Consider the following 24,939-nt stretch of genomic DNA (forward strand, 5'->3'; position numbering starts at 1 on the left):
CCTCTGGGTCAATGTTTATCCTATGATTGCACGAAAGTTAATCAGGCGCATATCTAGGGGAAGTCCCTTCCATTCGTTAATACCGAGGCGGAACATGGCTGAAGCCTTATCCTGACCGATCAAACGCTGTGCAAGGAGCAAATAAGACAAGTTGATGTCATAGATGTGCTTTAGCAACTCGGATGTATGCATTTTCCCCATCCCGAATAACCAATTAGTACTTTATGCGGACAATCCGCATACCCCGTGATGTCGTCGGGCAAGGCCCGATAAAAAAAAATCGGTCGAAATGCATAGCCGATTAGGTGAATCTTCTGTCTCGTTGCCGGGTAACGTTCTGACCGCATGGCCCGACACATCTAAACATTTCTTACAATTTACTAAGATTTTTCCTAATTTGACGCAACTTTACTCGCCAGATGTGACACATACAATGTTACTTCACTGTTAATGTGAAATTTATGTGATCTGCATCACAAAATCAAAGCCTATTTTTATTCTCTATCCATCAGTCATTGTTGTATCTTGAACAATAATTAACCAATCAAAACGCTGTTTTATTCCTGATTGATGGATATTCATTCACCCCAACTATTAAACAACCGCAGGGGACGGGCAACTTTACGCGAGCCAATGACGAAAGAATTATCACAGATCATAGTTTCATTCGATATACAAAATTCATCGTAAATTCAATAAATTGAAACAATGAATCATTTGCAGCATATTCATTTGCATGTAATTTACCTTTAGTTAACATTGTTTCAGCAAAAATAAAATATTAAATAACCATATTGATTACATAAAACATCACGTGACGCGGATAGAAACTGCGTAGCTTTTAATCAATAATTAGCATAAAGAATGCTAATGTATTTGGTTAATATATCGTCATAAGTATTCGCTATATCACTTGCGAGGGTCAGGCAAAAAGAGTAAGAGATTAAGAAGAGAGTGCGTATTATTCGAGCAAGGAGGTCTGATGGCTTACTCACATCTTTTGGTTGCCGTGGCGCCAACCCCGGAAAGCCACGCCCTGCTTCGCAAAGCGGTGGATATCGCCCGGCCGACCCAGGCCCGCGTGAGTCTGATAACCCTGGCCACCGACCCGGAAATGTATAATCAGCTAGCTGCGCCGATGCTGGAAAGCCTGCGCGAGCTGATGCAGGAAGAGACCCAGCATTTTTTGCGCAGTCTTGCCGAGGCCGTTGATTACCCTATCTGGAAAGCGCAAATTGCATCGGGTGAGCTTGGTGAGCACATTAGCGCATTCAGCAAAAAGCACCAGGTTGACCTGGTTATCTGCGGGAACCATAACCAAAGTTTCTTTTCACGCGCCACCTGCGCGGCAAAAAGCATCGTGGGTAACAGCGGCGTAGATGTCTTATTGGTGACACTGTAACAAATCAAACTTCTCGCCGCCGACGGGGTACAACAGCGCCGCATGCAGGGACATCACCGGCATCTGTCATACCCCATCGTGACGGGAGTGAACGCTATACGGTCCGCTTAGCCTTCTGCTTGTAACGGTCGAAAATCACCGCTGCCAGCAGAATCAGACCACGCACCACGTACTGTGAGAACGGCGAAATGTTCAGCAGGTTCATCGCATTCTCCACGGTGCCCAGAATTAAAATCCCGGCCACCACGTAAGAGATTTTACCAATCCCCCCTTTCAGCGATACGCCGCCCAGCACGCAGGCGGAAATGACGATCAGCTCATAGCCTATTGAGGTCATCGGCTGGCCGCTGGTCATGCGTGAGGCCAGAATAATCCCCGCCGCCGCCGACACCAGCCCGGAGAGCACAAAGATAATAATCTTGGTGCGTACCACCGGAACCCCGGCCAGCCGCGCCGCTTCTTCGTTACCGCCGATGGCCAGCGTGTTGCGACCAAAGGTGGTTTTATTAAGCAGCAGACCAAAAATCACCAGACAGCCCACCGTCAGCCAGATAGGTGCCGGTAGCCCGAGCCAGTTGGCGTAGCCGAGCGTGAAGAAACGTTCGTCTTCAATCCCCACCGCTTTGCCGTCGGAAATAATATAGGCCAGCCCACGCACAATTTGCATCGTCGCGAGCGTGGTGATCAGCGCGTTAATTTTCAGCTTCGCAATCACGAAACCGTTCACCAATCCACTCACGGCCCCCAGCAGCAGCCCGGCAAAGACGCCGATCCACAGGCTTTCGGTCATGTTAATGACCACCGCTGTCGTCACCCCGGCGCAGGCAATCACCGACGCGACCGACAGATCAAAATCCCCCGAAGCAAGGCAGAACAGCATGCCGCAGGCCACCATCCCGGACATGGAAATCGCCAGCCCCAGGCCCTTCATGTTGATAAAGGTGGCAAAATTCGGCACAAAAATCGCACAGCAGACGAAAAGTGCCGCAAAGACCACCAGCATGCCGTACTGATCCCAGATGCGGCTAAAGCTTAGCGACGCGCGTTGGGCGCCCGGCGTTGTAACAGATGACATCATAATCTCCTTACTCAGGCGACCGCCTGACTGACTTTAGGCATAGCCAGGCTTAACGCCTGTTGTTCATTGGCGCTCTCATGCAACAGTTCGCCGGCGATCTCCCCTTCGCGCATCACCACGATCCGATCGGCAACGCCCAGCACTTCCGGCAGATCGCTGGAAGCAAACAGCACCGCCACGCCAGAAGCCGCCAGCGCGTAAATCACGTTGTAGATTTCGTGTTTCGCACCAACATCAATGCCGCGCGTCGGCTCGTCGAGCAGGATCACTTTCATCTCCTCCGACAGCCAGCGCCCGAGGATAGCCTTCTGCTGATTGCCCCCGGAAAGGTTCATAATCAGCTGCTCGGCCCCAGGCGTTTTGATATTGAGCGACTGGATGTGGTGGTCGGCGTTGGTGGCCTCCCAGTCATTGTTGATAAGGCACCCAGCGTGGATGTGCTTGCGGCGGGCGCTGATGTTGATATTGTCGCGCACCGAATGCACCGGGATGATCCCTTCCGCTTTGCGGTCTTCCGGGCACAGCATCATACCCGCACGAATCGCCTGCGCCGGTTTATCAATGGTTATCCGCTGGCCGTCGATGTAAATCTCGCCGCCGGTGATCCTGGAACCGCCGAATATCCCCTTCATCAACTCGCTGCGCCCGGCCCCCACCAGCCCAAACAGGCCAACGATCTCGCCGCTGCGGACCGTAAGCGAAATCGGCGTACGCACGCCCGGCGCTTTCACCTGTTCAAGACGCAGCCGCTCTGCCCCGTGCGGGCGAGGCTGCCAACCGTAGATGTCGCCAATATTGCGCCCGACCATCGCTTGTACCAGCCGGTCATGGCTGACCGCCATCATGTCGTCAAACGTGCAGACATAGCGGCCGTCCTTAAACACCGTAATAGCGTCGCTCAGCGCAAAGATCTCTTCCATGCGGTGCGAGACATAGATGATGACTCGCCCCTCTTTACGCAGTTCGCGGATCACCCGAAACAGGTTGTCTATTTCGCGGGCGGAAAGCGAACTGGTCGGTTCGTCAAAGGCAATCACCTTGGCGTTACGCGCCAGCGCCTTAGCAATTTCCACCATCTGCCACTGGCCGATAGACAGATACTTAAGCGGGGTGTCCGGGTCAATATCCAGCCCCAGATGTTCGAGCTGGAGACGCGCTTCATAGTTCAGCAGCTTGCGGTTAACCATCCCGCCGCGGCTCGGCAGCTGACCCAGATAAATATTTTCCGCCACGGTCATTTCCGGGACGAGATGCAGTTCCTGGTAAATAATCGCGATACCCGCGTTCAACGCCGCGGTAGTATCGACAAATGAAATCTCTTCGCCGCGCAGCGCCAGCGTGCCCGCCGTCGGGGCATAGTTACCGCTGAGTATTTTCAACAGCGTCGACTTTCCGGCGCCGTTCTCCCCCATCAGCGCGTGCACCTGCCCGCTATAGCAGTCGAAACTGATATCGGACAGGGCCTTAACGCCGGGGAACGTTTTGCTGATACCGCGAAAGGAGAGATAAGGGGTAGACTGTTGCATCGCAACCTCCACATTGACACGATCCCTCTCCCCCCGCGCACGCGGGAGGAGAACCATCAGGACTTAGAGGCCTTTTTTCGCCAGCTCTTCTTTGAAGTTATCGCGAGTAATCAGCACCACGTCGGTCACCGCCGTGAATTTCGGCGGCTCAGCACCTTTCTGTACCCAGTTATACAGCAGCTCACTGGTTTTATAGCCGTGGATATCCGGGCTTGGCAGCAGGGAGCCGAAGAAACCGGTAGCCTGCGCTTTCGACAGTTCGTTGACGGCATCTACGCCGTTAATCCCGATACCGATAACGTTAGCCGCTTTAAAGCCCTGACCTTCCGTGGCGCGAACGCCGCCCAGCACGGTGTTATCGTTCATGCCGATAACCAGCCACTGTTTCACTTCCGGGTGCTGCACCAGCAGCGAGTTACCGGCGTCGAACGCACCGGGGATATCGTTAGATTTGGTCGGGACCTGATAGATCTGTTTTTCCGGGAAACCGGCGGCCTTCAGCGCATCCATTGAGCCCGTCGTGCGGCGACGTGCGGTATCCAGTTCGTTGGCCGTAATGGCCATCACGCCGGTGGTTTTGATATCCCAACCGCGCTTTTGCATCTCTTTATACAGCTCCTGGCCCTGACGAGCACCGATTTCACTCGCCGCCATCATGACCAGCGGGACCTCTTCCATCGGCTTGCCTTTGGCGTTGACGAACTGATCGTCGACGGTGATCACTTTCATATCATAGCCGCGCGCTTTGGCAACAATAGCGGGCCCCAGCTTCGGGTCTGGTGTACATATAACAAAGCCTTTCGCGCCGCTGGCCGCCAGGCTGTCAATCGCATTAAGGGTTTTCTCACCGTCAGGTACGGCAATTTTAATGACGTCAAAGCCGAGGTCTTTGCCCGCTTTATCGGCAAATTTCCATTCCGTCTGGAACCACGGTTCTTCCGGCTGTTTGACGAGAAAGCCGAGCTTAAGATTCTCGGCCATAGCTGATTGTGACATAACGGCTGCCAGCCCGATGGCCGCCAGCGCGTGGGTAAATTTGTGCATGGTTAACTCCAGCCTTAATGTTCTTTTATGTAGGGAAAAATCAGACCAACGATTTAAATCGGACATAAAACAAAGTATTAGCTGTGTCATTAACAGCATTAACGTTGTTGAAACATTAATAGCCAGGAATTAATCTTCCATAAGAGAGCGCCATCACACCGCTGAATTACAGTGATGTGATGCATAGATTCAGCAGATAAATACATATCTGCTGCGCGAATTGTCTGACAATTCGCGCAGGGAAATAGCTATTTTATCTATATTGATAGCGTGAAAATCCCTTCCGCCACAGGGCAGGATGAATTACCAGCGATAATAGATGTGATCGGCGTGATCGCGTACCGGCGCTTCATCGCCCAGCAGGCGTGCCGCTACGGTAAAGGCGAAATCAAACACATGGCCAAAGCCTTTACCGCTGATTAGGTTGCCATCTTCAACAACCGGTGCATCAACGTATTCACCGTTTTTGACGTCCTGCCACAGGTCGCCAGAGCACACGTAGCGGCGGCCTTTCAGCAAATCGTTTCCGGCGAGCACGCGCGCGGCGGCTGAGCAGATCGGGCAAATGAATTTGCCTGCGGCATCGTGGTTCGCCACAAACCGGACAACGTCTTTGCTTGCTGCCAGATTCACGCTTCCCTGCGGCCCCCCCGGTAGCACAACCGCGTCGTACAGCGTATCAAGACGCTCTGCCAGCGTGGCGTCAGCCACCATCGGAATATCGTGATAGCTCACCACAGCCCGCGACTCTGCGCACGACACCAGCTCAACGCCAATATGTAAGCGACGCAGAATATCGATAGTGACAATCGCTTCCCCTTCCTCAAACCCTGGGGCCAGCAGTACGGCAACCTGTTTCATTATAACTCCTGTGAATTTAAATTAACGCATCCCCCCGAACGAGAAATAAAGAGGGATTATGCACATATGTCATGCCGGCGAACATAATCCCCTCGTCGGTCATTATCAAAAATGATCTAAAACAAATTTACCCACATTCTAATATCTGAGGTCCAGGTACATATCATGATATATAAATGGGGAATATTACTTGCCATACACCATTCATAACAAATATTGCGTATCGCGCCTATGTGTACGTTCGGCACGGGCGGATAAATGAGATATTCATCACACTTTTATTCATTATCAATGCAACAAACATCTTCGCGTTCAACCCCGTCTTAACGACTCAAGAGAGAAGCCTTATACTTCATATTATTCATGGTGTTACGACGGAATTTCTTGATAATTATCCTCCACTTTAATATAGGTTGTAACGAAACGTAAAAAGCGAGTCATAAGAGTTTTCTTATACGCAAACTCAGAGTATTATTTTTGTGAACTAAAGAAGGTTTATATCTTGCGTTCATGATTGAAGACGACAGGTAATATGTCGTCACATTCAAACGCGTAAATAGCGCATGGTTAGCGGCTATTTAGAACTATGCGATGTCACGCGTATCGTTCCTACCAGTAATAAGGATATTTATATGGCAGCTCCAGGAATGGTTAAAAAGCTTAATGCTCAGATGAATCTCGAATTCCATGCATCTAATCATTATTTGCGTTTGAGCGAGTGGTGTTCAGAACATCGACTAAATGGCACTGCGACGTTCTTACGTTCGCGCGCGCAGTCCAGCGTCACGCAAATGATGCGCGTGTTTGATTTTATCAAGAAAGCCGGCGCTTACCCGGTGGTGAAAGCCTTCGAAATTCGCCAGGCTAAATGTGCAACCCTCGAAGATCTTTTCCTGACAACAATTGAAGACCACGATCAGCGTAGCTCAACGCTGTCGGAACTTACTGAACAGGCAAAAGTGCTTCAAGACGATAACACCCTGAGCTTCCTCAATACGCTGGAAGAAGAACAGCAACAGGATGGTATCTTGCTGAAGACCATTCTGGATGAGGTGCGCAGCGCGCGTGAAGCGGGCCTGTGCATCCAGCAAACCGACCGCCACCTGCTGAACATCGTGAATAAACGGCAGCCATCATAATGCAACAAGGGCGGCTATGGCCGCCCTTGTTGTTTCTGTTTTCAGGACGCGTGCCTGAACCCATCAGACAGGCATTAATGCGTCGCATCCTGCGGTGTAAACTTCAGCTCAATCAGCGCGATCGCTTTTTGAATCGCCCGTAGCGTCACGGGGTCAGCCCCTGCCGGATGCGTCGTGAAATCAATGGCCTTCAGCTGAGTCGCCATTTTCTCGCGCACTTCTACCGGGGCAATCACATCAATCACGTCGAGGATCTGTTTGATGACCAGCTGGCAGGCGACGACGTCGGAAACCAGCTCATCGTTAGGGGTCAGGTTCTGAGACATTTTTTGCTCCTTTTTTGCGGAGCGTAATAGTACCCTACTTTTGCGAAAGATAAAAAAACCTGCCGCAGCAGGTTTTTTTATCAGAACATAGCGCCTGGCGGTACGTCTTTGAAAGTCTTGCAATAGTTTTCAAACATGCTTTTGAGGATTTTACGCATACGCTGTTTCATGTGAATGCTCCGGTTTTTGTTATGCAGATGTTATTGTCTTTACGTACATAATATGACCGCCGTCACAAAAATCAACCATTTTGCGATTTATATCACATAAGATTGGTGCATCGCGTTAAATTTATATAAATTTTGTTATTAAAATCTGTTACTTACAACGTCTACAAAATTTGTAAATTTTACGCATTTTTTTGATAGGGTAACACAACAATGAATGAGCCTCTCCAGGCCCAGGCAACACGCGGGGTATCCCCTGCCGCGCTGCTGGTAGCCGGTGCGTTCTTTATGGAGTTTCTTGATGGGACGGTGATTGCCACTGCCCTGCCGGATATGGCGAAAACCTTTGGCGTTGAAGCCGTCGATTTGAATATCGGTATCAGCGCCTATCTGATCACCCTTGCGGTACTGATTCCCGCCAGCGGCTGGATAGCCGACCGCTTCGGGGCCCGTACTATCTTCAGCCTGGCGCTGGCTATTTTCACCGTCTCCTCGGTATTTTGCGGCCTCGCCACCAGCGCCCACAGTTTCGTGGCAATGCGTATTCTACAAGGCGTTGGCGGCGCGTTAATGGTCCCCGTTGGCCGACTGGCGGTACTGCGCACCACGCCAAAGCATCTGCTGATCTCGGCGATTGCCACGCTCACCTGGCCCGCGCTGATTGCGCCCATTATCGGGCCGCCGCTGGGCGGATTTATTACCCAGGTCGCCGACTGGCGCTGGATCTTCTTTATTAACGTTCCGCTCGGCATTATTGCGATTATTCTGGCGCTGCGCATTATTCCCAACGTTCGCGACGATGAGCGTCGACCATTCGATCTGCCGGGCTTCCTGGCCACCTCGGTATCGATGGTGAGCCTGGTGTATGCGATGGAGATGCTTGGCGCCGAAAAAATGCAGGGCTGGACGGTCATCGCGCTGCTTATCGTCGGTGGGGCCACCTTCTGCTATGCGCTGCGCCATTTTCGCCGTAGCCCGGCGCCGATGATCCGCATGGATGCGCTGCAGGTCCCCACCTTTCGCGTCACGATGTACGGCGGTTCGCTGTTCCGCGCATCCATTAGCGCCGTACCGTTTCTGCTGCCGCTACTCTTCCAGGTTGGGTTCGGTATGGACCCGTTCCACTCCGGCCTGCTGGTGCTGGCGGTGTTTGTGGGCAACCTGACGATCAAACCCGCCACTACGCCGCTGATACGCTGGCTGGGCTTTCGCCGCCTGCTGCTGCTCAACGGTTCGCTGAACGTGCTGGCGCTGCTTGCCTGTGCTTTCCTGACGCCGCAGACGCCGGTCTGGGTCATTATGCTGGTGCTCTATCTCGGCGGCGTGTTCCGCTCGATCCAGTTTACCGGCGTCAGCACGCTGGCATTTGCCGACGTCCCGTCCTCCCAGATGAGCTACGCCAATACGTTGTTCAGCACCGCCAGTCAGTTAGCCATTGGCCTTGGTATTACGCTCGGGGCGATTGGCATCCGCATCGGCGAGAAGTTAAGCGCGACGCTGGCGCTGAGCGAGGTACCGGGCATCAGCTTCCGCCTCGCCTTTGTCTTTATTGCGCTGATTTGCCTGGTTGGCATGTTCGATACATTGCACCTGACGCGGGACGCCGGCAGCGCGGTATCGCAGAAAAGGAAGCCCTCTTAAGCGAAAAAACCCACGCCTTGGCGTGGGTTTTTGGTCAAACAGAAAGATTCAGGCTTACGCCAGGATCTCACGAACAAAGGCTTCGATTTCTTTGTTCTGGCAGTTTTCGAAGAAGCATTCCTGGAAACGCTGACCGGAAACGGCGGTTTTCACCAGCGCCGGGTCGATAGCGCGCAGGGTGTCGAGGTAGTTTTCTTTAACGACCGCTGCTTTCACCTGGTTCAGGATGCCTGCGTTACGAACCTGCGGCTCTTTACGCTCCGGCGGGTAGCCTTCGCCGTTACGGCCGGTGAACGCTTTTTCAAACATGTAGCGTACGTTCAGCTCTGCGCCCCAGCCAAAGCCTTTCGCGAAGGCCAGAGACAGCGCGTTACCGTTGTTGATCTGGGCAAACAGGAAGGCATCTGCCGGATCCAGGCAGTAGCCGCAGACAACGCCCGGGTGAATGTTCAGGGACATCAGCGCGCCCTGGCCGGTGCCACAACCGGTTACTACGAAATCTACCGCTTTCGAGTTCAGCAGGATGCTGGCCATGATACCCAGGTGAATGTAGGTCAGGTGGTGATCGTTTTCATCACACATGCCCACGTTGTATACCGGGAAGCCTTTTTCATCGGCAACGGCTTTTAACTCATGATGAATGGTCGCGTTTTTGCTGGCCTGGCTGTTTTCCATCATCAGTGCAATTTTCATTCTTTCCTCTCCTGAAAGCTACGCGGGAGCGCCCGCAGTCGTTCGATTACGTTGGGGTAACCTTACTACTAGACAAACACACTTTCAAATTTTATGAAAAATGGTTTTATTTTTTATTGAGACGGTCACACTTTTGCGCGTTCAGGCGGATAAAAATCATTACATAACCCCGATTTTATTTACTGTCATCAGGCCATTTGGTCGACTAAACTGGTGGTGGGGTTATGAGAACCCCGGTGCTAGATCAGCTATTAAATGGATAGAATAGTCACTGCAAAGGAACTGACTTGTGACACAGAACTGCCGAATTTTTCGACACGGGCTGGGTCTCCTTGTTCTACTGACCCTGTTACTCGTTTGCACACTGCGGGCGTTTGCCGTCCCGCCGCAGAAGGTCAAACCCGCGGCGCCCGTTCCCGTGTGGGTGCTGGATGCCGACAGCTTTGAATTCTGGCGCGATAGACACGGGCAGTACCGCGGTTTTTACCCCGAACTGCTGCATGCCATCAATGCGCGCTATGGCTACAATCTCACCCTGCGCCCTGTCGATGGCCAAACGTTCGAAAAGCGTTTTGCACACCATGACTATGGCCTCTATGCCAGCGTGCTGCAAACCAAACCGAACGCTGAAAATAAGACGCTCTCCGTGCCGCTGTTTGATACTGAAGTCGTCGCGGTGAGCATCACCCGTCAGGCTAAGAACCCTAACGATCTCAATAACACACGCGTTATCTTCCGCCGCCACGATCGCACCCAGGCGCTGGTGAAAAAAGCCTACCCCACGCTTGAACTACAGCAAATCATAGAGGTTGATACCAGCAAAGAGGCGCTGCAGATCCTGCGCAGCGGCGGCGCCGACTTCTATATCAACGAAGACCGGGAAATGGGCGGCCCGCACTACTACTTCACCCTTTCCCGCCCCTTCCCTGCACTGCGCTTCAGCGCCGCTTTCGGCATCAGTCCGGAACAAAGCTACATGCGCGGCAACGTGAATCAGTTGCTCAATGAATGGCGACAAAACGGCAGGCTACAGGCATTGGAAGAGCAAAGCCAACTGATGTTTTTGCGACAGCACCTTACGCTGACGCCTGCCGAGCAAAGCTGGCTTAGAGAGAACCGGCTGACGATTCCGCTGCCGAAAAATGAAAATTTTGCGCCAATTATCTGGAAAGACGAGCGGGGCTATCACGGCAGTGCCATTAACATGGTGAATGATCTACGCGACCTGTTAAACATTGACGTCGACGTGCAGTTTCTCGATAACTATATGGTTCGCATGCAGAATGAAGACTGGCCAATTCACCTTGCCGATATTTTTGATATTCGCAACGGCAGTCAGATGGAGGGGCTGATTGGTCCGTTGGTCAACTGGTACAACGCGTACTACAACAAGGTCGGGATGCCGTTTATCCTCGATGAGGAGCAGGTACGCCATCAGCGGGTTGGTGTTATCCGTGGTTCCTTCGCCGCTTATTACCTGCGCCAGCGTTTTGGTACCGACGTGACGCTTGTCGCCCGCGCTAGCATCGACGAGCTGCTGGATACCATTGATAATCATCAAATCGATTTTATCCTCGGCGACTTGAGTTCGCTGGAGCAGGCGCTACGCGGCAGCGATCTGTTCCGCGGTGCGCTGAAGGTGGCCGGACTCACCCACTCCGGCTATCAGATCGGGACCTGGGTCAACATCGAACATCCGCTGAACGCGCTGCTGTCGCAGGTACACCTGATTTCCAGCTATCGCCATCAACTGACGCCATCGTCCACACCCCCGGCCACCCCGGGTGCGCTAAGCAAAAATGCATTACAAATCGTGAGCGCTGGCCTGCTGGTGCTGGTGGTGTTTATTCTCAGCCTGATGCTGATGATGTGGCGTCATATGAACAAACATCGCGCCGTCAACCGCAGCATTGTCGAAGCAATGGAGAAAATTAACCACGTTCATGATGATGAAACCGGCTGCCATATTCGCCGCGTTGCCGCTTACTGCAGCCTGCTGGCTCGTGGGCTTAAGCTCCCGTATAAACGGGTTCGCGATATCGAAAATTTCGCGTCGCTGCACGATATCGGCAAAATCGCCGTTCCCGAACATATTTTGCATAAGCAGGGTAAACTGACGGAGGACGAGTTCAGAGAAATCCAGCAGCATTCGGTTAAGGGCTGGCGCATCGTTCAGGGCCTGGCGCTGGGCTCGGTGGCGGAAAATCTGATCCGCCACCATCACGAAAAGTGGGACGGCAGCGGTTATCCGGACGGGCTGGCCGGTGAGGCCATTCCGATTGAAGCCCGAATTCTGGCCATTGCTGACGTTTACGATGCGCTGCGGCAAAAGCGGGTTTATAAGCCGAGCTTTTCCCACGAGCGGGCCTACGAAATTATCGTCAGCAGCGCCGGAAGTCATTTTGACCCTTCGCTGGTCAAGCTGTTTTGCCAGCTGCATCTGCAGTTCCAGGCTATTTATGAGTCACAAACGGATTAACACCTGGATCTGGCGACTATTCAAAGGATTGGCTGCCGTCTCGACGGCTACAATCAGGCTACGACAGATTGCGCAGAGCGAAATGATGAAAAGCCTCATTCTTATCCCCGCCCTGCTGACACTTTCCGCGTGCACGGTTCCCCGCGCGGCAAGCGTCAGCGAAGTTGATGCCACCAGCGGTATCGTTCGTCTGACCTACGGGCAGGCAGTACTGCAAAATGCCCGTACCGACGGCTATCTGGCACAGTCCGAGGCGAACAAAGCCTGTCAACAAATGGGCTATGCAACCGCCTTTTCCTACGGCCAGCCGATTACCACCTGTTCAACCATCAGCGGCTCGCTGTGCCTTAACGAGCATATCACCTTGCAGTACCAGTGCCGGGGGATTGCCAATATCCCCGCCGCAACGGCCTATTATTAATTGCCCAGCGCCGGTCCTGCCGGCGTCATTATATTCCCCGGTGAACACCCATTATATTTATGCCAATGAGTTTTATTCCCATTCGTATTATTAAATAAATATTTTTATATTTACTTTTTGCAAATAACTTAATAACAACTTATAGTTCCGCTGTAATTAACTATTAACGAATTTGGGGGAGCGACACGATGCTGAAAGCACCAATGATCGAGAAATTAAATGAACAGATGAATCTCGAACTTTATTCTTCGCTGCTGTATCAGCAGATGAGCGCCTGGTGCAGTTTTAACAGCTTTGAAGGTGCCGCCGCCTTTTTGCGCCGCCACGCCCAGGAAGAGATGACGCACATGCAGCGCCTGTTCGACTACCTGACCGATACCGGCAGCCTGCCACGCATCAACACCGTCTCCTCGCCGTTTGCTGAATATGCCTCACTGGACGAACTGTTCCGCGTCACCTACGAGCACGAGCAGCTTATCACCAGCAAAATCAACGAACTGGCACATGCCGCAATGACCAACCAGGATTATCCGACCTTTAATTTCCTGCAGTGGTATGTGGCTGAGCAGCACGAAGAAGAGAAGCTGTTCAAATCCGTTATTGATAAGCTGACGCTGGCGGGTAAAAGCGGTGAAGGGCTGTACTTTATCGATAAAGAGCTGGCAACGCTCGATACCCAGAATTAATTACCGCGCAGCGGCGTATAAACGCCGCTGCCCATTAATGGCGGCAAATTTTACTTTCTGCGGTAGTAAAACCAGATTCCAGTGGAATAAACTTGCCCTTCTTATGCAGAAAAGCCACCAGTTCCCCCGCGCTCATATTTTCCGCCGAGCAGGTATGAAATCGTGCCTGAGTACCAAAGCGCTCATGAATAGCCGCTTCCAGACTTTCCAGACTGTATTGTTCGCCTGATGCCATCATCATATTCAGGACTTCGTGACCGTGAATAGAATTCATTTTTCCTCCCAATAAAAACACCAGGATAAACTGCATTTGTATTGCATGTTTTGCGCTAGCGCAGCTTTCCCGCGCCTTCATTTTTCGTAAACTTAAATGTACAGTGGTTGTATTTGATATTTGACGAAACTGCGGGTTTAACATACTCTGCGCGGCATCTTTGGTTATGAATACGTTGTAAAGCAGAGGAAAGCGTGAAGAACCGTACCCTGGGGAGTATTTTAATCGTAGCCGGCACCACGATCGGCGCGGGCATGCTAGCCATGCCGCTGGCATCGGCGGGCGTCGGTTTTGGCGTCACGATGGTGCTGCTGCTGGGGCTGTGGGCGTTGATGTGCTATACCGCCCTGCTGCTGCTGGAAGTGTATCAGCATGTCCCGGCCGACACCGGGCTGGGTACGCTGGCACTGCGCTACCTGGGGCGATACGGGCAATGGATAACCGGCTTTAGCATGATGTTCCTGATGTACGCGCTGACGGCAGCGTATATCAGCGGCGCGGGCGAACTGCTGGCCTCCAGCCTCAGTCAGTGGTTCAACGTTGAGATACCGCCGGCCATCGGCGTGCTACTGTTCACCGCCATTGGTGGCATGGTTATCTGCGTCGGCACTTCATTGGTCGATCTGTTTAACCGCTTCCTGTTCAGCGCCAAAATTATCTTCCTGATCGTCATGCTGGCGCTGCTGCTACCGCATATTCACCAGATTAACCTGATGACGCTGCCGCTGGCTCAAGGGCTGGCGCTGTCGGCGATCCCGGTTATCTTTACCTCGTTTGGCTTCCACGGCAGCGTACCCAGTATTGTCAGCTACATGAACGGTGATGTACGTAAACTGCGCGGCATCTTTATCGTCGGCAGCGCGATCCCGCTGGTGGCCTATGTGTTCTGGCAGCTTGCCACGCTTGGCAGCATCGACTCACCGGTATTCAGCGCACTGATGTCGCAGCATAGCGGGTTGAACGGGTTGCTGCTGGCCATTCGTGAAGTGGTGGCTTCACCGCACGTTGAGCTGGCGGTACATCTGTTTGCCGACCTGGCGCTGGCAACCTCATTCCTCGGCGTCGCGCTGGGTCTGTTTGATTATCTGGCGGATCTGTTCCAGCGTAAAAATACCGTCCGTGGACGCCTGCAAACCGGCGGCATTACCTTCCTGCCGCCGCTGGCCTTTGCGCTGTTCTACCCGCGCGGTTTCGTGATGGCACTGGGCTATGCGGGCGTCGCGCTGGCGGTACTGGCGCTGATTATCCCCTCGCTGCTGACGCTGAAAAGCCGCCAGCAGCACCCGCAGGGCGGCTACCGCGTAGCGGGCGGCAAGCCGATGCTGTGGCTGGTATTTGCCTGCGGAATTGCGGTGATATTGATTCAGGCGGGGATTGCCACCGGCCTGCTGCCGTCGGTGGGTTAACTCCCGACAAGCCGGTCTTCATGCCAGAAAAAGGGGCCAATTGGCCCCTTTCCTTATTTTGCTAAACAGCACTGCTTGTATTTCTTACCGCTGCCGCACGGGCACGGGTCGTTGCGACCCACCTTGTTTTCATTTTTGATCGGCTGCTTTACCGGCGCTTCCTTTGGGTTGTCCATCCAGTAATCGAACAGCGCCAGCGCCGCCGGGCGGATTTTATCGACGCTTTCCAGATACTGGTCAGCGCTAAAGCCCTCCAGCGCGGTGCTTTTTTCTTCGTCGCCGTGCAGCGCGATGCAGTCCAGCGCCGCCTGCTGTTCCTGCGGTAATCCGCTCCAGTCGCTCAGACGCACGCCACGCAGGTAGCCATAGCACCACTCTTCAACGATGGTCAGCTCCTGGCCTTCTTCGTCACGCGTGCCGAACAGCGGTTCAAACTGATCGGGATAGTCGTTTAAGCGATCGGCAATATCGCTCATGTGCTGCAACGTAAGATTGACGAAACGGTCGCGCTCGCGGTCGGTTGCCCAGTGCGGTACATGATCGGCCCCGCCCCAGACGGCGAACATCCACTCGGCGGGTTCAATCTCCAGCGGTGAGGAGAGGATGGCGGTCAGCATACCGTCCAGTTCAGACACGTCGATAATTGACGCGTCGGAGGCATACTTCGCAATGGTCTCGTCCAGCCATTCCAGTTCGCTTTCGGTTAAAGGTCCCGTTTTCATACTCAATCTCTATCGTGGTTAATGAGGAAGCTCAGTTCAGGCGCAATGATGCAGCAGTTTAGCGTTGAACTCCAGCCCGGCGTTGCTACACGCCGCCCAGATAGGCCTTGCGCACCTCCTGATTTCCCAGCAGTTCCTCACCGCTGCCGCTCAGGCGGATCTGCCCGTTCACCATCACATAGCCGCGATCGGACAGCTTCAGCGCATGATGGGCATTCTGCTCCACCAGGAAAATCGTCATGCCATTGCGCGCCAGTTCACGCAGCGTCTGGAAAATCTGCTTCACCACGATCGGTGCCAGTCCCAGGCTCGGCTCATCGAGCAGCAGCAGCTTGGGGCGGCTCATCAGCGCGCGGGCAATCGCCAGCATCTGCTGTTCGCCGCCGGACATGGTCATCGCCCGCTGTTTGCGCCGCTCTTTAAGACGTGGAAACAGATCGAACATGCTTTGCAGATCCTGCGCCGCATACTGATTGCCGATCGGGATGGTGCCCATCAGCAGGTTTTCCTCAACGCTCATATCCGGGAAAATACGCCTGCCCTCCGGTGCTTGGGCAATGCCCGCCGACGCCACATAATGGGTGGTGCGATGGCTGATATCATCGCCGCAAAACAGAATCTGCCCGCTGCGCACGCGTGGCTGGCCGAATATCGACATCAGCAGCGTCGATTTCCCCGCGCCATTGGCGCCGATCAGCGATACGGTTTCGCCTTTATTCACCTGGAGCGAAACCTGCTTTAACGCCTGGATAACGCCGTAGAACACATCAACATCACGAAATTCCAGCATTGGCTCGCTCATAGGCTCACCTCGTCTTCGCTGGCACCAAGATAAGCGGCAATGACTTTTTCATCATGCTGAATTTGCTCCGGCTTGCCCTGAGCAATGACGTCTCCGTGGTCCAGTACGATAATATTGTCGGAAATCTCCATCACCATCCCCATATCGTGTTCAATCAATAGCACGGTGATTGCATGGTGCTCGCGCAGGAAGCGGATAATTTTACTCAGCGCCCGCGTTTCTACCGGATTCAGCCCGGCGGCGGGTTCATCCAGGCAGATCATCTCCGGGCCGGTGCACATAGCGCGAGCAATTTCCAGACGCCGCTGTTGGCCGTAGGACATCTCCCCCGCCAGGCGGTTGGCGCACTCTACCAAATCCACCACCTCCAGCCAGTAAAAGGCGCGGTCCAGCGCGTCACTTTCCGCCCGGCGGTAGGCTGGCGTATTCAGAATGCCGCTCAACAGATTACGGTTAACCTGCATATGCTGCGCCACCAGCAGGTTCTCCACCACCGACATTTCGCGGAACAAGCGGATGTTCTGGAAGGTTCGCGCCAGCCCTGCCCGGTTAACCAGGTGGGTGCCGCCAAACATTTTATAGAACAGCCGCTGACCAAACTGCGCCGGATTCACCCAATCACCCGGCTGGAATTTCTGCCCGAGAATCTGAATCACATTGGTCGTTTTGTCGCGCGTATTGAACAGAATATTGCCACCAGAGGCCTTGTAGAAACCGGTCAGGCAGTTGAATACCGTGGTCTTTCCCGCACCGTTGGGGCCGATTAGCGCGGTTATCGACCCCCGCTGTACCTCCAGATTGACATCATTAAGGGCCTTAATGCCGCCAAAATGCATCATCAGATGCTCAACGCTTAAAATCATATCCTGGCTCATGGCGCCACCCCTTTGCGCACCGCAAAACCGCTGCGGTTGATACGAATCAGGCCGCGCGGCCGCCAGATCATCATCACCACCATCAGCACGCCAAACAGCAGCACGCGGTACTCGGCGAAGCTGCGCAGCAGTTCCGGCGTGACGGTCAAGACAAAGGCCGCCAGCACCACGCCGATGGTTGAGCCCATCCCGCCCAGCACCACGATGGCGAGTATCAGCGCCGACTCAAAGAAGGTGAAGGAGGTCGGGTTCACAAACCCCTGATAGGTTGCAAAAAACACCCCGGCAATCCCGGCGGTGGATGCGCCGAGCGTAAAGGCTGACAGCTTCACCAGGACGTGGTTGAGCCCCATTGAGCGGCAGGCGATTTCGTCCTCACGCAGCGCTTCCCATGCGCGGCCTATCGGCATCCGCGTCAGTCGATGCTTAATGTAGAGCACCAGCAGAACCACCAGCACCAGCACCGCGTAGATGAAAATAAACTTCAGATTTGGGTTGTAGGTTAAATGGAAGAACTCGTGGAACGGTATGCCTCCTTCTTTCGCCCGTCGACCAAATTCAAGACCGAAGAAGGTGGGCGGCGGCGCGGAAATACCGTTGGGCCCGCCGGTAAAGCTCAGCCAGTTATTGAGGATCAGACGAATAATTTCACCGAAGCCCAACGTGACGATCGCCAGGTAGTCGCCATGCATTCGCAGCACCGGAAAGCCGAGCAGCGCCCCGGCGGCCGCAGCCATCAACGCCGCCAGCGGCAGCATCGACCAGAAACCGAGGCCCAGATACTGATACCCTAGCGCCAGGCCGTACGCACCGATGGCGTAAAACGCCACGTAGCCCAGGTCCAGCAGCCCGGCAAGGCCCACCACGATATTCAGCCCCAATCCCAGCAGCACATAGATTAGGCCGAGGATCGCCACCGTCAGCACATATTTGGTGGCCACAAACGGGAAGCAGACCGCCAGCGCCAGCACCAGCGGAATCACCCACCGCAGCTGGCTTTTATAGCCCGGAGCGCGGACATAGACGCCCGCGCTATCGCCTTCAAACCGCGAGGCAAACCGTCTGCCGACGCGGGTGGTCGCCAATGCGCTCAGCGCAAAGCGGCCGACCATTACGGCAGCAACAATCCAGACCAACCGCTGGCCTTCAAAGTTAAAGCTGTAGCCATCGAGCACAACGCCGACGATGGGACCAAAAATAATCAGCGCCACCAGCCCTGAAAATATCGCATCCAGAATGCAGCGCTTGAGTGAAAACGCATCGTGTGAAGCCGTTGAATGGGTCATCGTCCGCTCCTACACCTTGGCCACAATCGGGCGGCCAAGCAGCCCCTGCGGACGGAAAATCAGGATAACCACCAGCAGCCCGAACGAGAACACGTCTTTATAGTCTGAGTTGACCATCCCCGAGAACTGCGCTTCAGCCACGCCCAGCAACAGCCCGCCGAGCATCGCGCCTGGCAATGAACCAATACCGCCCAGCACCGCCGCGGTGAAGGCTTTGATGCCGATAATAAACCCGGCATAGAAATCAAACGTACCGTAGTTCATGGTAATTAATACCCCGGCAAGCCCTGCCATCGCCGCGCCAATAACGAACACCAGCGAGATGATGCGATCGGTATTGATCCCCAGAATGGAGGCCATTTTACGATCCTGCTGTACCGCACGGCACATTCGCCCAAGACGGGTGTGGCCGATTATCCAGGTCAGCAGCAGCATCCCGGCAAACGAGGCCAGCAGGATAAAGATTTTGGTGTAGGTTATCTGCACAAATCCTTCACCCAGATGCAGGCGCAGTACGCCGTCCAGCATCGTCGGCACGCCCTGCTGACGCGGCCCCTGGCTGATTTGCGCGTAGTTCTGCAAAATGAGCGACATGCCGATCGCCGAAATTAGCGGCGCCAGGCGTGTGGAGTTACGCAGGGGCTTATAGGCGATACGCTCAATCGTCCAGCCGTATACCCCCGTCACCACGATGGTAAACACCAGCGTGCCGAGGATCAGCAGAGGAAAAGAGTGCAGGCCAAAGAAGGACAGCAGCGCCAGTCCAATGGCGCAGAGATAGGCGGAGATCATATACACTTCGCCGTGGGCGAAGTTAATCATGCCGATAATACCGTAAACCATGGTGTAACCAATGGCGATAAGCCCGTAGACCGATCCTAGCGTCAAGCCATTGACTAACTGTTGTAAAAAGAATGTCTCCATCTTCGCGCGCTCGTGTTATTGGCCATGTTATAAAGCGCCGGTATGCTGCCATACCGGCGCTGAGCGTGACTCCATCCGGTTACTCAACTTCCTTATACTTGCCTTTGTCATCCCATTGATAAACGACATAGTCGGAGACTTTCAGATCGCCTTTGCTGTCCCAGGCTTTTTTACCCATCACGGTTTCCACCGGATTGGCCTTCAGCCAGGCGCTGGCTTTCGCCGAGTCGGGTCCTGCGGCTTTAAACGCCGCTGCGATAGCCTGAATAGAAGCATAGGAATAGAGGGTATAGCCTTCCGGCTCGAACTTATTGGCACGGAATTTCTCAATCACCGCTTTACCGTCCGGGATCAGGCGCGGATCTTTGCCGAAGGTCATGTAGATGCCATTGGTGTACTGTGGTCCGCCGGCAGCGGTCACCATCTCTTCGTTCACAATGCAGTCACCGGAGAAGAATTTCGCCTGCACGCCCTGCTCACGCATCTGGCGTACCAGCGGTCCGGCTTCCGGATGACAGCCGCCGAAGAACACCACGTCCGGCTTCTGCGCACCAATTTTGGTCACCAGCGCGTTGAAGTCTTTCTCGCCGCGCGACAGGCCTTCATACATCACCTCTTTCACGCCGCGTTTGGCCAGCGCTGCGCGGGTGGCATCCGCCAGGCCCTGACCGTAGGTATCTTTATCGTGAATGATAACCACCCGTTTCGCCTTCAGCTTATCAATGATGAAGTTGCTGGCAACGTCACCCTGCTGGTCATCGCGGCCGCACATACGGAACATGTCATTCATACCGCGTTCGGTAATAAGCGGGTTGGTTGACCCCGGGGTAATCGCCAGCACCCCGGCATCGTTATAGACCTCGGAAGCCGGCATAGTAGAAGATGAACAGAAGTGGCCGACAACGGCCTGAACTTTATCCTGATCGACCAGACGGTTCGCTACCGCTACGGCCTGTTTAGGTTCACAAGCGTCATCGCCCTGCACCAGCTTAATCTTTTCGCCGTTAATCCCACCGGCGGCGTTAATATCTTCCGCCGCTTGAGTCGCACCGTGCCAATATTGATCGCCATAGGTCGCGTTAGGCCCGGTAAAAGGCCCGGCAACGCCAATAACGATATCGGCCTGGGCGGAAAACGCCGTCACCAGACACCCTGCCAACACAATCGAAAGCGGACTTTTTATTAATTTCAGCGACATTATTATCTACCTTAGCAAAAGAGGTTTATGCATTACGGTGTGAAGCCGAACCACCGGCGCATTGCGCCGGACAAACGACATCCTGACAATATCCTGCTGATAACGGCGAGGTTTCCTTACGCTTCTCAGGCCAAATCATTAAGCAAAATGGTTGCCAACTTTGCACAACCCGCGCTCGGATTTTGACAATTCTGAATATAGAGCGCCGTTGCAGGGCCTCTGCACCGGCGAAGTGAAATTACGGGAGGGATCACATCTGCTTAACAATAAAGTACATAAATATTGCAATAGTCACGGTTTGCGCATTTTTGTTGCAAATTGTGCAACTTATGTTAACTAATGGTGCAACGGCCTGCCGCTGAGGGTCTGACGCTAACGTAACGTCAGATCACGCGTTGTCCCTGAACGTTTCCAGACGCTGAATTTGCCGCCCATGCGCATCAAAGTTAGTTTCAGCCAGCCAGGCACAGATGACCGCTTCGCAGCGCGCCCATTCACCGTCGATGATAGACAGATAGTCGCTATCGCGGATGCGACCTTTACGGATCATCCGCTGACGCAGGCGCCCTTCCCAGCTAAACCCCAGGCGCTCGGCGGCGCGGCGGGATTCGAGATTCATCGAATCACATTTCCACTCCAGCCGTCTGTAGCCCTGTTCAAACGCATTTTTCAGCAGCAGCCACACGGCTTCGGTTCCCAGCGGCGTTTGTTTCATCAACCGCGACCACGTCACGTGGCCAATTTCTACCGACCCCATCTGGCGATCGATGGCCATAAAACTGACCAGTCCGACTGCCCGCTCGGTGCGTCGGTCGATCACCGCATAAGGCACCAGCGCAGCGTCATCAACTTTGACCTGCACCCACCGTTCGGTGGCGACAAGAGAGTCGGGGCGCGAACTGGCAAGCCACGTCCAGTCGCTCTCTTCGCCCTGCGCGTAGGCCTCGTACAGATCGGCGGCGTGACGCGCTGCATTGAGGGGTTCCAGCCAACAAAAGCGGCCGTACAGCGGCGCACGCGCCAGCGCCCCGGCCCCCTGCCAGTCGGGGATACGATCGTTTACCCACTGGCCAAACTCATTGATTTCCGGCATAAACATTTCCTGTCAAAACGGTAAACTAAGGGTTATAGCAGAAAGACCACGAATGTTACACATTTGTAAATTTCACTGTGCGCAATAAGAATAATATCGTCCATAACATCATGAATACCCGGCGCGATATTCTGTATCCGGCCTGACACTCCCCGCCCCAACGATTGACGTGTTCCCCTGGCCATTCTGGAGCCCTCTGGATTTTGTCGTTATACTGTTTAAATAAGGGTCTTCCCTTGTTGTGGTGGCTGAAGGCATGATAATGGTGTATTTAATCGCCAGAGGTCACCGCCATGGACGAAAAGTCCCTCTACGCTCATATTCTCAACCTGTCCGATCCGTGGCAGGTAAAGTCCCTTTCTCTCGATGAAAATGCCGGTTCTGTTACTGTCACTATTGAGATCGCTGAAAACACCCGGCTAGCCTGTCCGACCTGCGGTAAATCCTGTTCTGTTCACGATCACCGTCATCGTAAATGGCGCCATCTTGATACCTGCCAGTTCACCACTATTGTTGAAGCCGATGTTCCACGAATTATGTGTCCGGAGCATGGCTGCCTGACGTTGCCTGTTCCGTGGGCTGGCCCCGGAAGCCGGTATACGTTGCTATTCGAATCGTTCGTTCTCTCATGGCTGAAAATCAGCACCGTTGATGCTGTCAGGAAGCAACTTAAGCTCAGTTGGAATGCGGTTGACGGCATTATGACCCGGGCAGTTAAGCGAGGTCTTGCCCGGATAAAAAAGCCATTATCCGCCCGTCATATGAATGTGGATGAGGTCGCCTTTAAAAAAGGACATCGTTACATAACGGTGATCTCCGATCGCGATGGTCGGGCGCTGGCCTTAACGGATGATCGCGGCACAGAGAGTCTTGCCGGCTATCTTCGCACGCTCACTGATGGGCAGTTGCTGGCTATCAAAACGCTCTCAATGGACATGAACGCGGGCTATATAAGAGCAGCGCGTATCCACTTACCCAGTGCGGTTGAGAAAATCGCCTTTGACCGCTTCCATGTGGCGAAGCAACTGGGCGAGGTAGTTGATAAAACCCGTCAGAATGAACATCCGCACCTCCCTGTTGAAAGCCGACACCAGGCAAAAGGAACCCGCTTCCTGTGGCAGTACAGCGATAAGTGGATGACCGAATCCCGGCAGGAAAAGCTGATGTGGCTGCGTGCACAGATGAAGCTGACGAGCCAGTGCTGGGCGCTGAAAGAGCTGGCAAAGGATATCTGGAACAGGCCATGGAGCGAGGAAAGACGGAGTGACTGGCAGAGATGGTTGGCGCTGGCGGCTAACAGTGACGTTCCCATGATGAAAAATGCCGCGAAAACGATAGGAAAAAGGCTGTACGGGATCCTGAATGCGATGCGACACAGTGTCTCAAACGGAAATGCGGAGGCACTTAACAGCAAGATCAGGCTGCTGAGGATAAAAGCCAGGGGATACCGAAACCGGGAGCGCTTTAAACTGGGGGTGATGTTCCACTACGGAAAGCTGAATATGGCGTTCTGAGCCTTCCCACCATGATCGGGGAAGACCCTTAAATAAACAGATACCGGAGGCCACTTGCCCTCACGCCCAACGTACCGCCCACAATTTTCCCCCGCCGCAATATACGCGTACCCCGAGCACCTGCGCCCGTTTATTTCGGCGATCCCACCCTTGCCCGGCGTGTATGTCTTTCATGGCGAAAGTGAAACGTTGCCGCTCTATATTGGGAAAAGCATCAACCTGCGCAGCCGGGTGCTGTCACACCTGCGTACGCCCGATGAAGCCGCCATGCTCTATCAGGCGAAAAGAATAAGCTGGACGCGCACCGCGGGGGAAATCGGCGCACTGCTGCTGGAAGCTAAAATGATTAAAGCACAGCAGCCGCTGTTCAATAAGCGCCTGCGCCGCAGCCACCAGCTGTGCGCGTTGCATATGCAGAACAGAAAGCCTGAGGTAGTGTACGCAAAAGAAATCGACTTTTCTCATCACGCTGGCTTATACGGGCTGTTCGCCAATCGTCGCACTGCGCTGGAAGCGTTGCGGTCTATTGCCGACGCGCACCGGCTCTGTTACGGATTGCTCGGCCTCGAACCGCTGAATAAAGGGCGCGGCTGTTTTCGCTCGGCGCTTCACCGCTGCGCCGGTGCCTGCTGCGGTAAAGAGACCCTCGACGCACACCACCACAGGTTGCTTTGTGCACTTGAGCAGCTTCAGCTCATCTGCTGGCCGTGGCGTGGGGCGATCGCATTGCCAGAGGAGAGCGATGATCTCATTCAGTATCATATTATCCGCAACTGGATGTGGCTGGGCTCGGTTGGTTCGCTTGCCGAAGCTGCAACCCTATCGCGCCAGCAGGCCGGTTTCGATCACGATGGCTATAAGATTTTGTGTAAACCGCTGATGTCAGGCAGTGCAGCCGTTATCGATCTGAGTGGGGAAAGCGATGGCTGAGGCGCAGTGAACACAAGGGACAAAAACAAAAAAACCACCCGTAGGTGGTTTCACGACACTGCTTATTGCTTTGATTATTCTTTACTTTCCCATGGTACCCGGAGTGTGTAGTGATCAACTAAAACTCGCCACCGATTTAAAGTTTTTGCTGTATCGGTTTTCCGATTCGTTTGGGGATAACCCACCGTTATAGTCATCCGGCCTTTGCGGGCGGTAATATACGACGATATAGTCAGTGATCGTATGATCAGCTTCGCTAAAGCTTATAGAACCTGTCACGGGCACCCATCGTTTTTCAGACTTCGGAAGATGCAAATGGAGTACAGGAAGCTCACTCACTGGATGCAATGTAAAACTATGCGGCCCAGTGGCAATCGTTTTATAATCCCAAACACCTAAATATGGCACTGAATGGCTAAACACGATGCAGCATATTCAGCGAATGTCCCTAT

24 protein-coding genes and 2 pseudogenes are annotated in these 24,939 nt (G+C 53.8%); 9 read left to right on the forward strand and 17 right to left on the reverse strand.

Annotation, left to right across the window (positions count from 1 at the left end; all coding sequences use genetic code 11):
- Window positions 1-72 precede the first annotated feature (72 nt).
- A pseudogene (locus H7R58_RS13900) lies at window positions 73-192 on the reverse strand (flagellar transcriptional regulator FlhD); the annotation flags it as partial.
- A 790-nt stretch (window positions 193-982) separates the two neighbouring features.
- Here H7R58_RS13900 and uspC point away from each other — a divergent pair.
- Window positions 983-1,402, forward strand: coding sequence for a universal stress protein UspC (gene uspC, locus H7R58_RS13905; protein ID WP_106927839.1), 420 nt, complete (start codon window positions 983-985; stop codon window positions 1,400-1,402).
- 94 nt (window positions 1,403-1,496) lie between these two features.
- On the opposite strand, the gene araH is transcribed toward uspC, so the two are convergent.
- The 4 genes from araH to H7R58_RS13925 all read right to left on the reverse strand — a co-directional run bounded on the left by araH (window position 1,497) and on the right by H7R58_RS13925 (window position 5,911).
- On the reverse strand, window positions 1,497-2,477 hold the full coding sequence (gene araH / locus H7R58_RS13910; protein WP_182930406.1) for an L-arabinose ABC transporter permease AraH: 981 nt from the start codon (window positions 2,475-2,477) through the stop codon (window positions 1,497-1,499).
- Window positions 2,478-2,491: 14 nt separating this feature from the next.
- Window positions 2,492-4,006 (reverse strand): L-arabinose ABC transporter ATP-binding protein AraG, encoded by a 1,515-nt coding sequence (araG, locus tag H7R58_RS13915; protein ID WP_106927843.1) that lies wholly within the window; start codon window positions 4,004-4,006, stop codon window positions 2,492-2,494.
- Window positions 4,007-4,069: 63 nt separating this feature from the next.
- Window positions 4,070-5,050, reverse strand: a complete 981-nt coding sequence (locus tag H7R58_RS13920; RefSeq protein WP_106927845.1) for an arabinose ABC transporter substrate-binding protein — start codon at window positions 5,048-5,050, stop codon at window positions 4,070-4,072.
- Between the two features lie 303 nt (window positions 5,051-5,353).
- Window positions 5,354-5,911 (reverse strand): DJ-1/PfpI family protein, encoded by a 558-nt coding sequence (locus H7R58_RS13925; protein WP_106927847.1) that lies wholly within the window; start codon window positions 5,909-5,911, stop codon window positions 5,354-5,356.
- 632 nt (window positions 5,912-6,543) lie between these two features.
- Here H7R58_RS13925 and H7R58_RS13930 point away from each other — a divergent pair.
- Window positions 6,544-7,050, forward strand: coding sequence for a non-heme ferritin-like protein (locus tag H7R58_RS13930; protein ID WP_106927849.1), 507 nt, complete (start codon window positions 6,544-6,546; stop codon window positions 7,048-7,050).
- Window positions 7,051-7,124: 74 nt separating this feature from the next.
- Here H7R58_RS13930 and H7R58_RS13935 read toward each other — a convergent pair whose 3' ends face one another.
- Window positions 7,125-7,376 carry a DUF2766 family protein gene (locus tag H7R58_RS13935; protein WP_064544613.1) on the reverse strand — a complete coding sequence of 84 codons (252 nt, stop codon included), beginning with the start codon at window positions 7,374-7,376 and terminating at the stop codon, window positions 7,125-7,127.
- 80 nt (window positions 7,377-7,456) lie between these two features.
- Window positions 7,457-7,546 carry a stress response protein AzuC gene (gene azuC / locus H7R58_RS13940; RefSeq protein ID WP_015963980.1) on the reverse strand — a complete coding sequence of 30 codons (90 nt, stop codon included), beginning with the start codon at window positions 7,544-7,546 and terminating at the stop codon, window positions 7,457-7,459.
- Window positions 7,547-7,756: 210 nt separating this feature from the next.
- On the opposite strand from azuC, the gene H7R58_RS13945 reads away from it, so the two are divergent.
- On the forward strand, window positions 7,757-9,184 hold the full coding sequence (locus tag H7R58_RS13945) for an MFS transporter (RefSeq protein WP_106927851.1): 1,428 nt from the start codon (window positions 7,757-7,759) through the stop codon (window positions 9,182-9,184).
- A 54-nt stretch (window positions 9,185-9,238) separates the two neighbouring features.
- Here H7R58_RS13945 and H7R58_RS13950 read toward each other — a convergent pair whose 3' ends face one another.
- Window positions 9,239-9,877 carry an RpiB/LacA/LacB family sugar-phosphate isomerase gene (locus H7R58_RS13950; protein WP_106927853.1) on the reverse strand — a complete coding sequence of 213 codons (639 nt, stop codon included), beginning with the start codon at window positions 9,875-9,877 and terminating at the stop codon, window positions 9,239-9,241.
- A 289-nt stretch (window positions 9,878-10,166) separates the two neighbouring features.
- Here H7R58_RS13950 and H7R58_RS13955 point away from each other — a divergent pair, with 289 nt between their 5' ends.
- The 3 genes from H7R58_RS13955 (at window position 10,167) to ftnA (ending at window position 13,463) form a co-directional block, all read left to right on the forward strand.
- Complete coding sequence (locus H7R58_RS13955; RefSeq protein WP_182930404.1) at window positions 10,167-12,356, forward strand: HD domain-containing phosphohydrolase; 2,190 nt, start codon at window positions 10,167-10,169, stop codon at window positions 12,354-12,356.
- Window positions 12,357-12,441: 85 nt separating this feature from the next.
- Window positions 12,442-12,777, forward strand: a complete 336-nt coding sequence (gene yecR / locus H7R58_RS13960) for a YecR family lipoprotein (RefSeq protein ID WP_106927915.1) — start codon at window positions 12,442-12,444, stop codon at window positions 12,775-12,777.
- 188 nt (window positions 12,778-12,965) lie between these two features.
- Window positions 12,966-13,463: a non-heme ferritin gene (gene ftnA, locus H7R58_RS13965; RefSeq protein WP_106927857.1), complete on the forward strand. Its 498-nt coding sequence runs from the start codon at window positions 12,966-12,968 to the stop codon at window positions 13,461-13,463.
- Window positions 13,464-13,497: 34 nt separating this feature from the next.
- Here the strand turns inward: ftnA and H7R58_RS13970 are convergent, their stop codons facing one another.
- The gene (locus H7R58_RS13970) at window positions 13,498-13,737 is read right to left on the reverse strand and encodes a YecH family metal-binding protein (protein ID WP_106927917.1); all 240 of its coding nucleotides are present in this window, start codon (window positions 13,735-13,737) and stop codon (window positions 13,498-13,500) included.
- Between the two features lie 194 nt (window positions 13,738-13,931).
- On the opposite strand from H7R58_RS13970, the gene tyrP reads away from it, so the two are divergent.
- Window positions 13,932-15,143 carry a tyrosine transporter TyrP gene (gene tyrP / locus H7R58_RS13975; protein WP_182930403.1) on the forward strand — a complete coding sequence of 404 codons (1,212 nt, stop codon included), beginning with the start codon at window positions 13,932-13,934 and terminating at the stop codon, window positions 15,141-15,143.
- A 53-nt stretch (window positions 15,144-15,196) separates the two neighbouring features.
- Here tyrP and H7R58_RS13980 read toward each other — a convergent pair whose 3' ends face one another.
- From H7R58_RS13980 to H7R58_RS14010, 7 genes are all read right to left on the reverse strand, one after another.
- On the reverse strand, window positions 15,197-15,865 hold the full coding sequence (locus tag H7R58_RS13980) for a YecA/YgfB family protein (protein ID WP_106927861.1): 669 nt from the start codon (window positions 15,863-15,865) through the stop codon (window positions 15,197-15,199).
- A gap of 85 nt (window positions 15,866-15,950) precedes the next feature.
- Window positions 15,951-16,667, reverse strand: coding sequence for an ABC transporter ATP-binding protein (locus tag H7R58_RS13985; protein ID WP_106927863.1), 717 nt, complete (start codon window positions 16,665-16,667; stop codon window positions 15,951-15,953).
- Complete coding sequence (locus tag H7R58_RS13990) at window positions 16,664-17,542, reverse strand: ABC transporter ATP-binding protein (RefSeq protein ID WP_106927865.1); 879 nt, start codon at window positions 17,540-17,542, stop codon at window positions 16,664-16,666. Before H7R58_RS13990 ends, H7R58_RS13985 begins: the two co-directional genes overlap by 4 nt.
- Window positions 17,539-18,828 carry a high-affinity branched-chain amino acid ABC transporter permease LivM gene (livM, locus tag H7R58_RS13995; RefSeq protein ID WP_106927867.1) on the reverse strand — a complete coding sequence of 430 codons (1,290 nt, stop codon included), beginning with the start codon at window positions 18,826-18,828 and terminating at the stop codon, window positions 17,539-17,541. The genes H7R58_RS13990 and livM overlap by 4 nt, the downstream gene beginning before the upstream one ends.
- Before the next feature lie 9 nt (window positions 18,829-18,837).
- Entirely contained in the window at window positions 18,838-19,752 is a 915-nt protein-coding gene (locus H7R58_RS14000) for an ABC transporter permease subunit (protein ID WP_106927869.1), read from the reverse strand.
- 79 nt (window positions 19,753-19,831) lie between these two features.
- Window positions 19,832-20,950: a branched-chain amino acid ABC transporter substrate-binding protein gene (locus H7R58_RS14005; protein WP_182930402.1), complete on the reverse strand. Its 1,119-nt coding sequence runs from the start codon at window positions 20,948-20,950 to the stop codon at window positions 19,832-19,834.
- Window positions 20,951-21,338: 388 nt separating this feature from the next.
- Complete coding sequence (locus tag H7R58_RS14010) at window positions 21,339-22,043, reverse strand: GNAT family N-acetyltransferase (RefSeq protein WP_182934401.1); 705 nt, start codon at window positions 22,041-22,043, stop codon at window positions 21,339-21,341.
- A 293-nt stretch (window positions 22,044-22,336) separates the two neighbouring features.
- Here H7R58_RS14010 and H7R58_RS14015 point away from each other — a divergent pair, with 293 nt between their 5' ends.
- Together H7R58_RS14015 and cho are read left to right on the forward strand one after the other, a co-directional pair.
- Window positions 22,337-23,557, forward strand: coding sequence for an ISL3-like element ISKox3 family transposase (locus H7R58_RS14015; protein WP_000343760.1), 1,221 nt, complete (start codon window positions 22,337-22,339; stop codon window positions 23,555-23,557).
- Window positions 23,558-23,611: 54 nt separating this feature from the next.
- Window positions 23,612-24,487, forward strand: a complete 876-nt coding sequence (gene cho / locus H7R58_RS14020; RefSeq protein ID WP_182930401.1) for an excinuclease Cho — start codon at window positions 23,612-23,614, stop codon at window positions 24,485-24,487.
- Window positions 24,488-24,601: 114 nt separating this feature from the next.
- On the opposite strand, the pseudogene H7R58_RS14025 reads toward cho, so the two are convergent.
- Window positions 24,602-24,795: pseudogene (locus H7R58_RS14025) on the reverse strand (IS110 family transposase); the annotation flags it as partial.
- Window positions 24,796-24,939: the final 144 nt, after the last annotated feature.

Origin of the sequence: Klebsiella sp. WP4-W18-ESBL-05, assembly GCF_014169075.1 — a bacterium.
GTDB classification, from domain to species: Bacteria; Pseudomonadota; Gammaproteobacteria; order Enterobacterales; family Enterobacteriaceae; genus Kluyvera; species Kluyvera ascorbata_B.

Bases quoted from the DNA above. Each gene is read 5' to 3' on its own strand.
- uspC (WP_106927839.1), top strand. From the start codon at position 983: ATGGCTTACTCACATCTTTTGGTTGCCGTGGCGCCAACCCCGGAAAGC.
- araH (WP_182930406.1), bottom strand. From the start codon at position 2,477: ATGTCATCTGTTACAACGCCGGGCGCCCAACGCGCGTCGCTAAGCTTT.
- araG (WP_106927843.1), bottom strand. From the start codon at position 4,006: ATGCAACAGTCTACCCCTTATCTCTCCTTTCGCGGTATCAGCAAAACG.
- H7R58_RS13920 (WP_106927845.1), bottom strand. From the start codon at position 5,050: ATGCACAAATTTACCCACGCGCTGGCGGCCATCGGGCTGGCAGCCGTT.
- H7R58_RS13925 (WP_106927847.1), bottom strand. From the start codon at position 5,911: ATGAAACAGGTTGCCGTACTGCTGGCCCCAGGGTTTGAGGAAGGGGAA.
- H7R58_RS13930 (WP_106927849.1), top strand. From the start codon at position 6,544: ATGGCAGCTCCAGGAATGGTTAAAAAGCTTAATGCTCAGATGAATCTC.
- H7R58_RS13935 (WP_064544613.1), bottom strand. From the start codon at position 7,376: ATGTCTCAGAACCTGACCCCTAACGATGAGCTGGTTTCCGACGTCGTC.
- azuC (WP_015963980.1), bottom strand. From the start codon at position 7,546: ATGAAACAGCGTATGCGTAAAATCCTCAAAAGCATGTTTGAAAACTAT.
- H7R58_RS13945 (WP_106927851.1), top strand. From the start codon at position 7,757: ATGAATGAGCCTCTCCAGGCCCAGGCAACACGCGGGGTATCCCCTGCC.
- H7R58_RS13950 (WP_106927853.1), bottom strand. From the start codon at position 9,877: ATGAAAATTGCACTGATGATGGAAAACAGCCAGGCCAGCAAAAACGCG.
- yecR (WP_106927915.1), top strand. From the start codon at position 12,442: ATGAAAAGCCTCATTCTTATCCCCGCCCTGCTGACACTTTCCGCGTGC.
- ftnA (WP_106927857.1), top strand. From the start codon at position 12,966: ATGCTGAAAGCACCAATGATCGAGAAATTAAATGAACAGATGAATCTC.
- H7R58_RS13970 (WP_106927917.1), bottom strand. From the start codon at position 13,737: ATGAATTCTATTCACGGTCACGAAGTCCTGAATATGATGATGGCATCA.
- H7R58_RS13980 (WP_106927861.1), bottom strand. From the start codon at position 15,865: ATGAAAACGGGACCTTTAACCGAAAGCGAACTGGAATGGCTGGACGAG.
- H7R58_RS13985 (WP_106927863.1), bottom strand. From the start codon at position 16,667: ATGAGCGAGCCAATGCTGGAATTTCGTGATGTTGATGTGTTCTACGGC.
- H7R58_RS13990 (WP_106927865.1), bottom strand. From the start codon at position 17,542: ATGAGCCAGGATATGATTTTAAGCGTTGAGCATCTGATGATGCATTTT.
- livM (WP_106927867.1), bottom strand. From the start codon at position 18,828: ATGACCCATTCAACGGCTTCACACGATGCGTTTTCACTCAAGCGCTGC.
- H7R58_RS14000 (WP_106927869.1), bottom strand. From the start codon at position 19,752: ATGGAGACATTCTTTTTACAACAGTTAGTCAATGGCTTGACGCTAGGA.
- H7R58_RS14005 (WP_182930402.1), bottom strand. From the start codon at position 20,950: ATGTCGCTGAAATTAATAAAAAGTCCGCTTTCGATTGTGTTGGCAGGG.
- H7R58_RS14010 (WP_182934401.1), bottom strand. From the start codon at position 22,043: ATGCCGGAAATCAATGAGTTTGGCCAGTGGGTAAACGATCGTATCCCC.
- H7R58_RS14015 (WP_000343760.1), top strand. From the start codon at position 22,337: ATGGACGAAAAGTCCCTCTACGCTCATATTCTCAACCTGTCCGATCCG.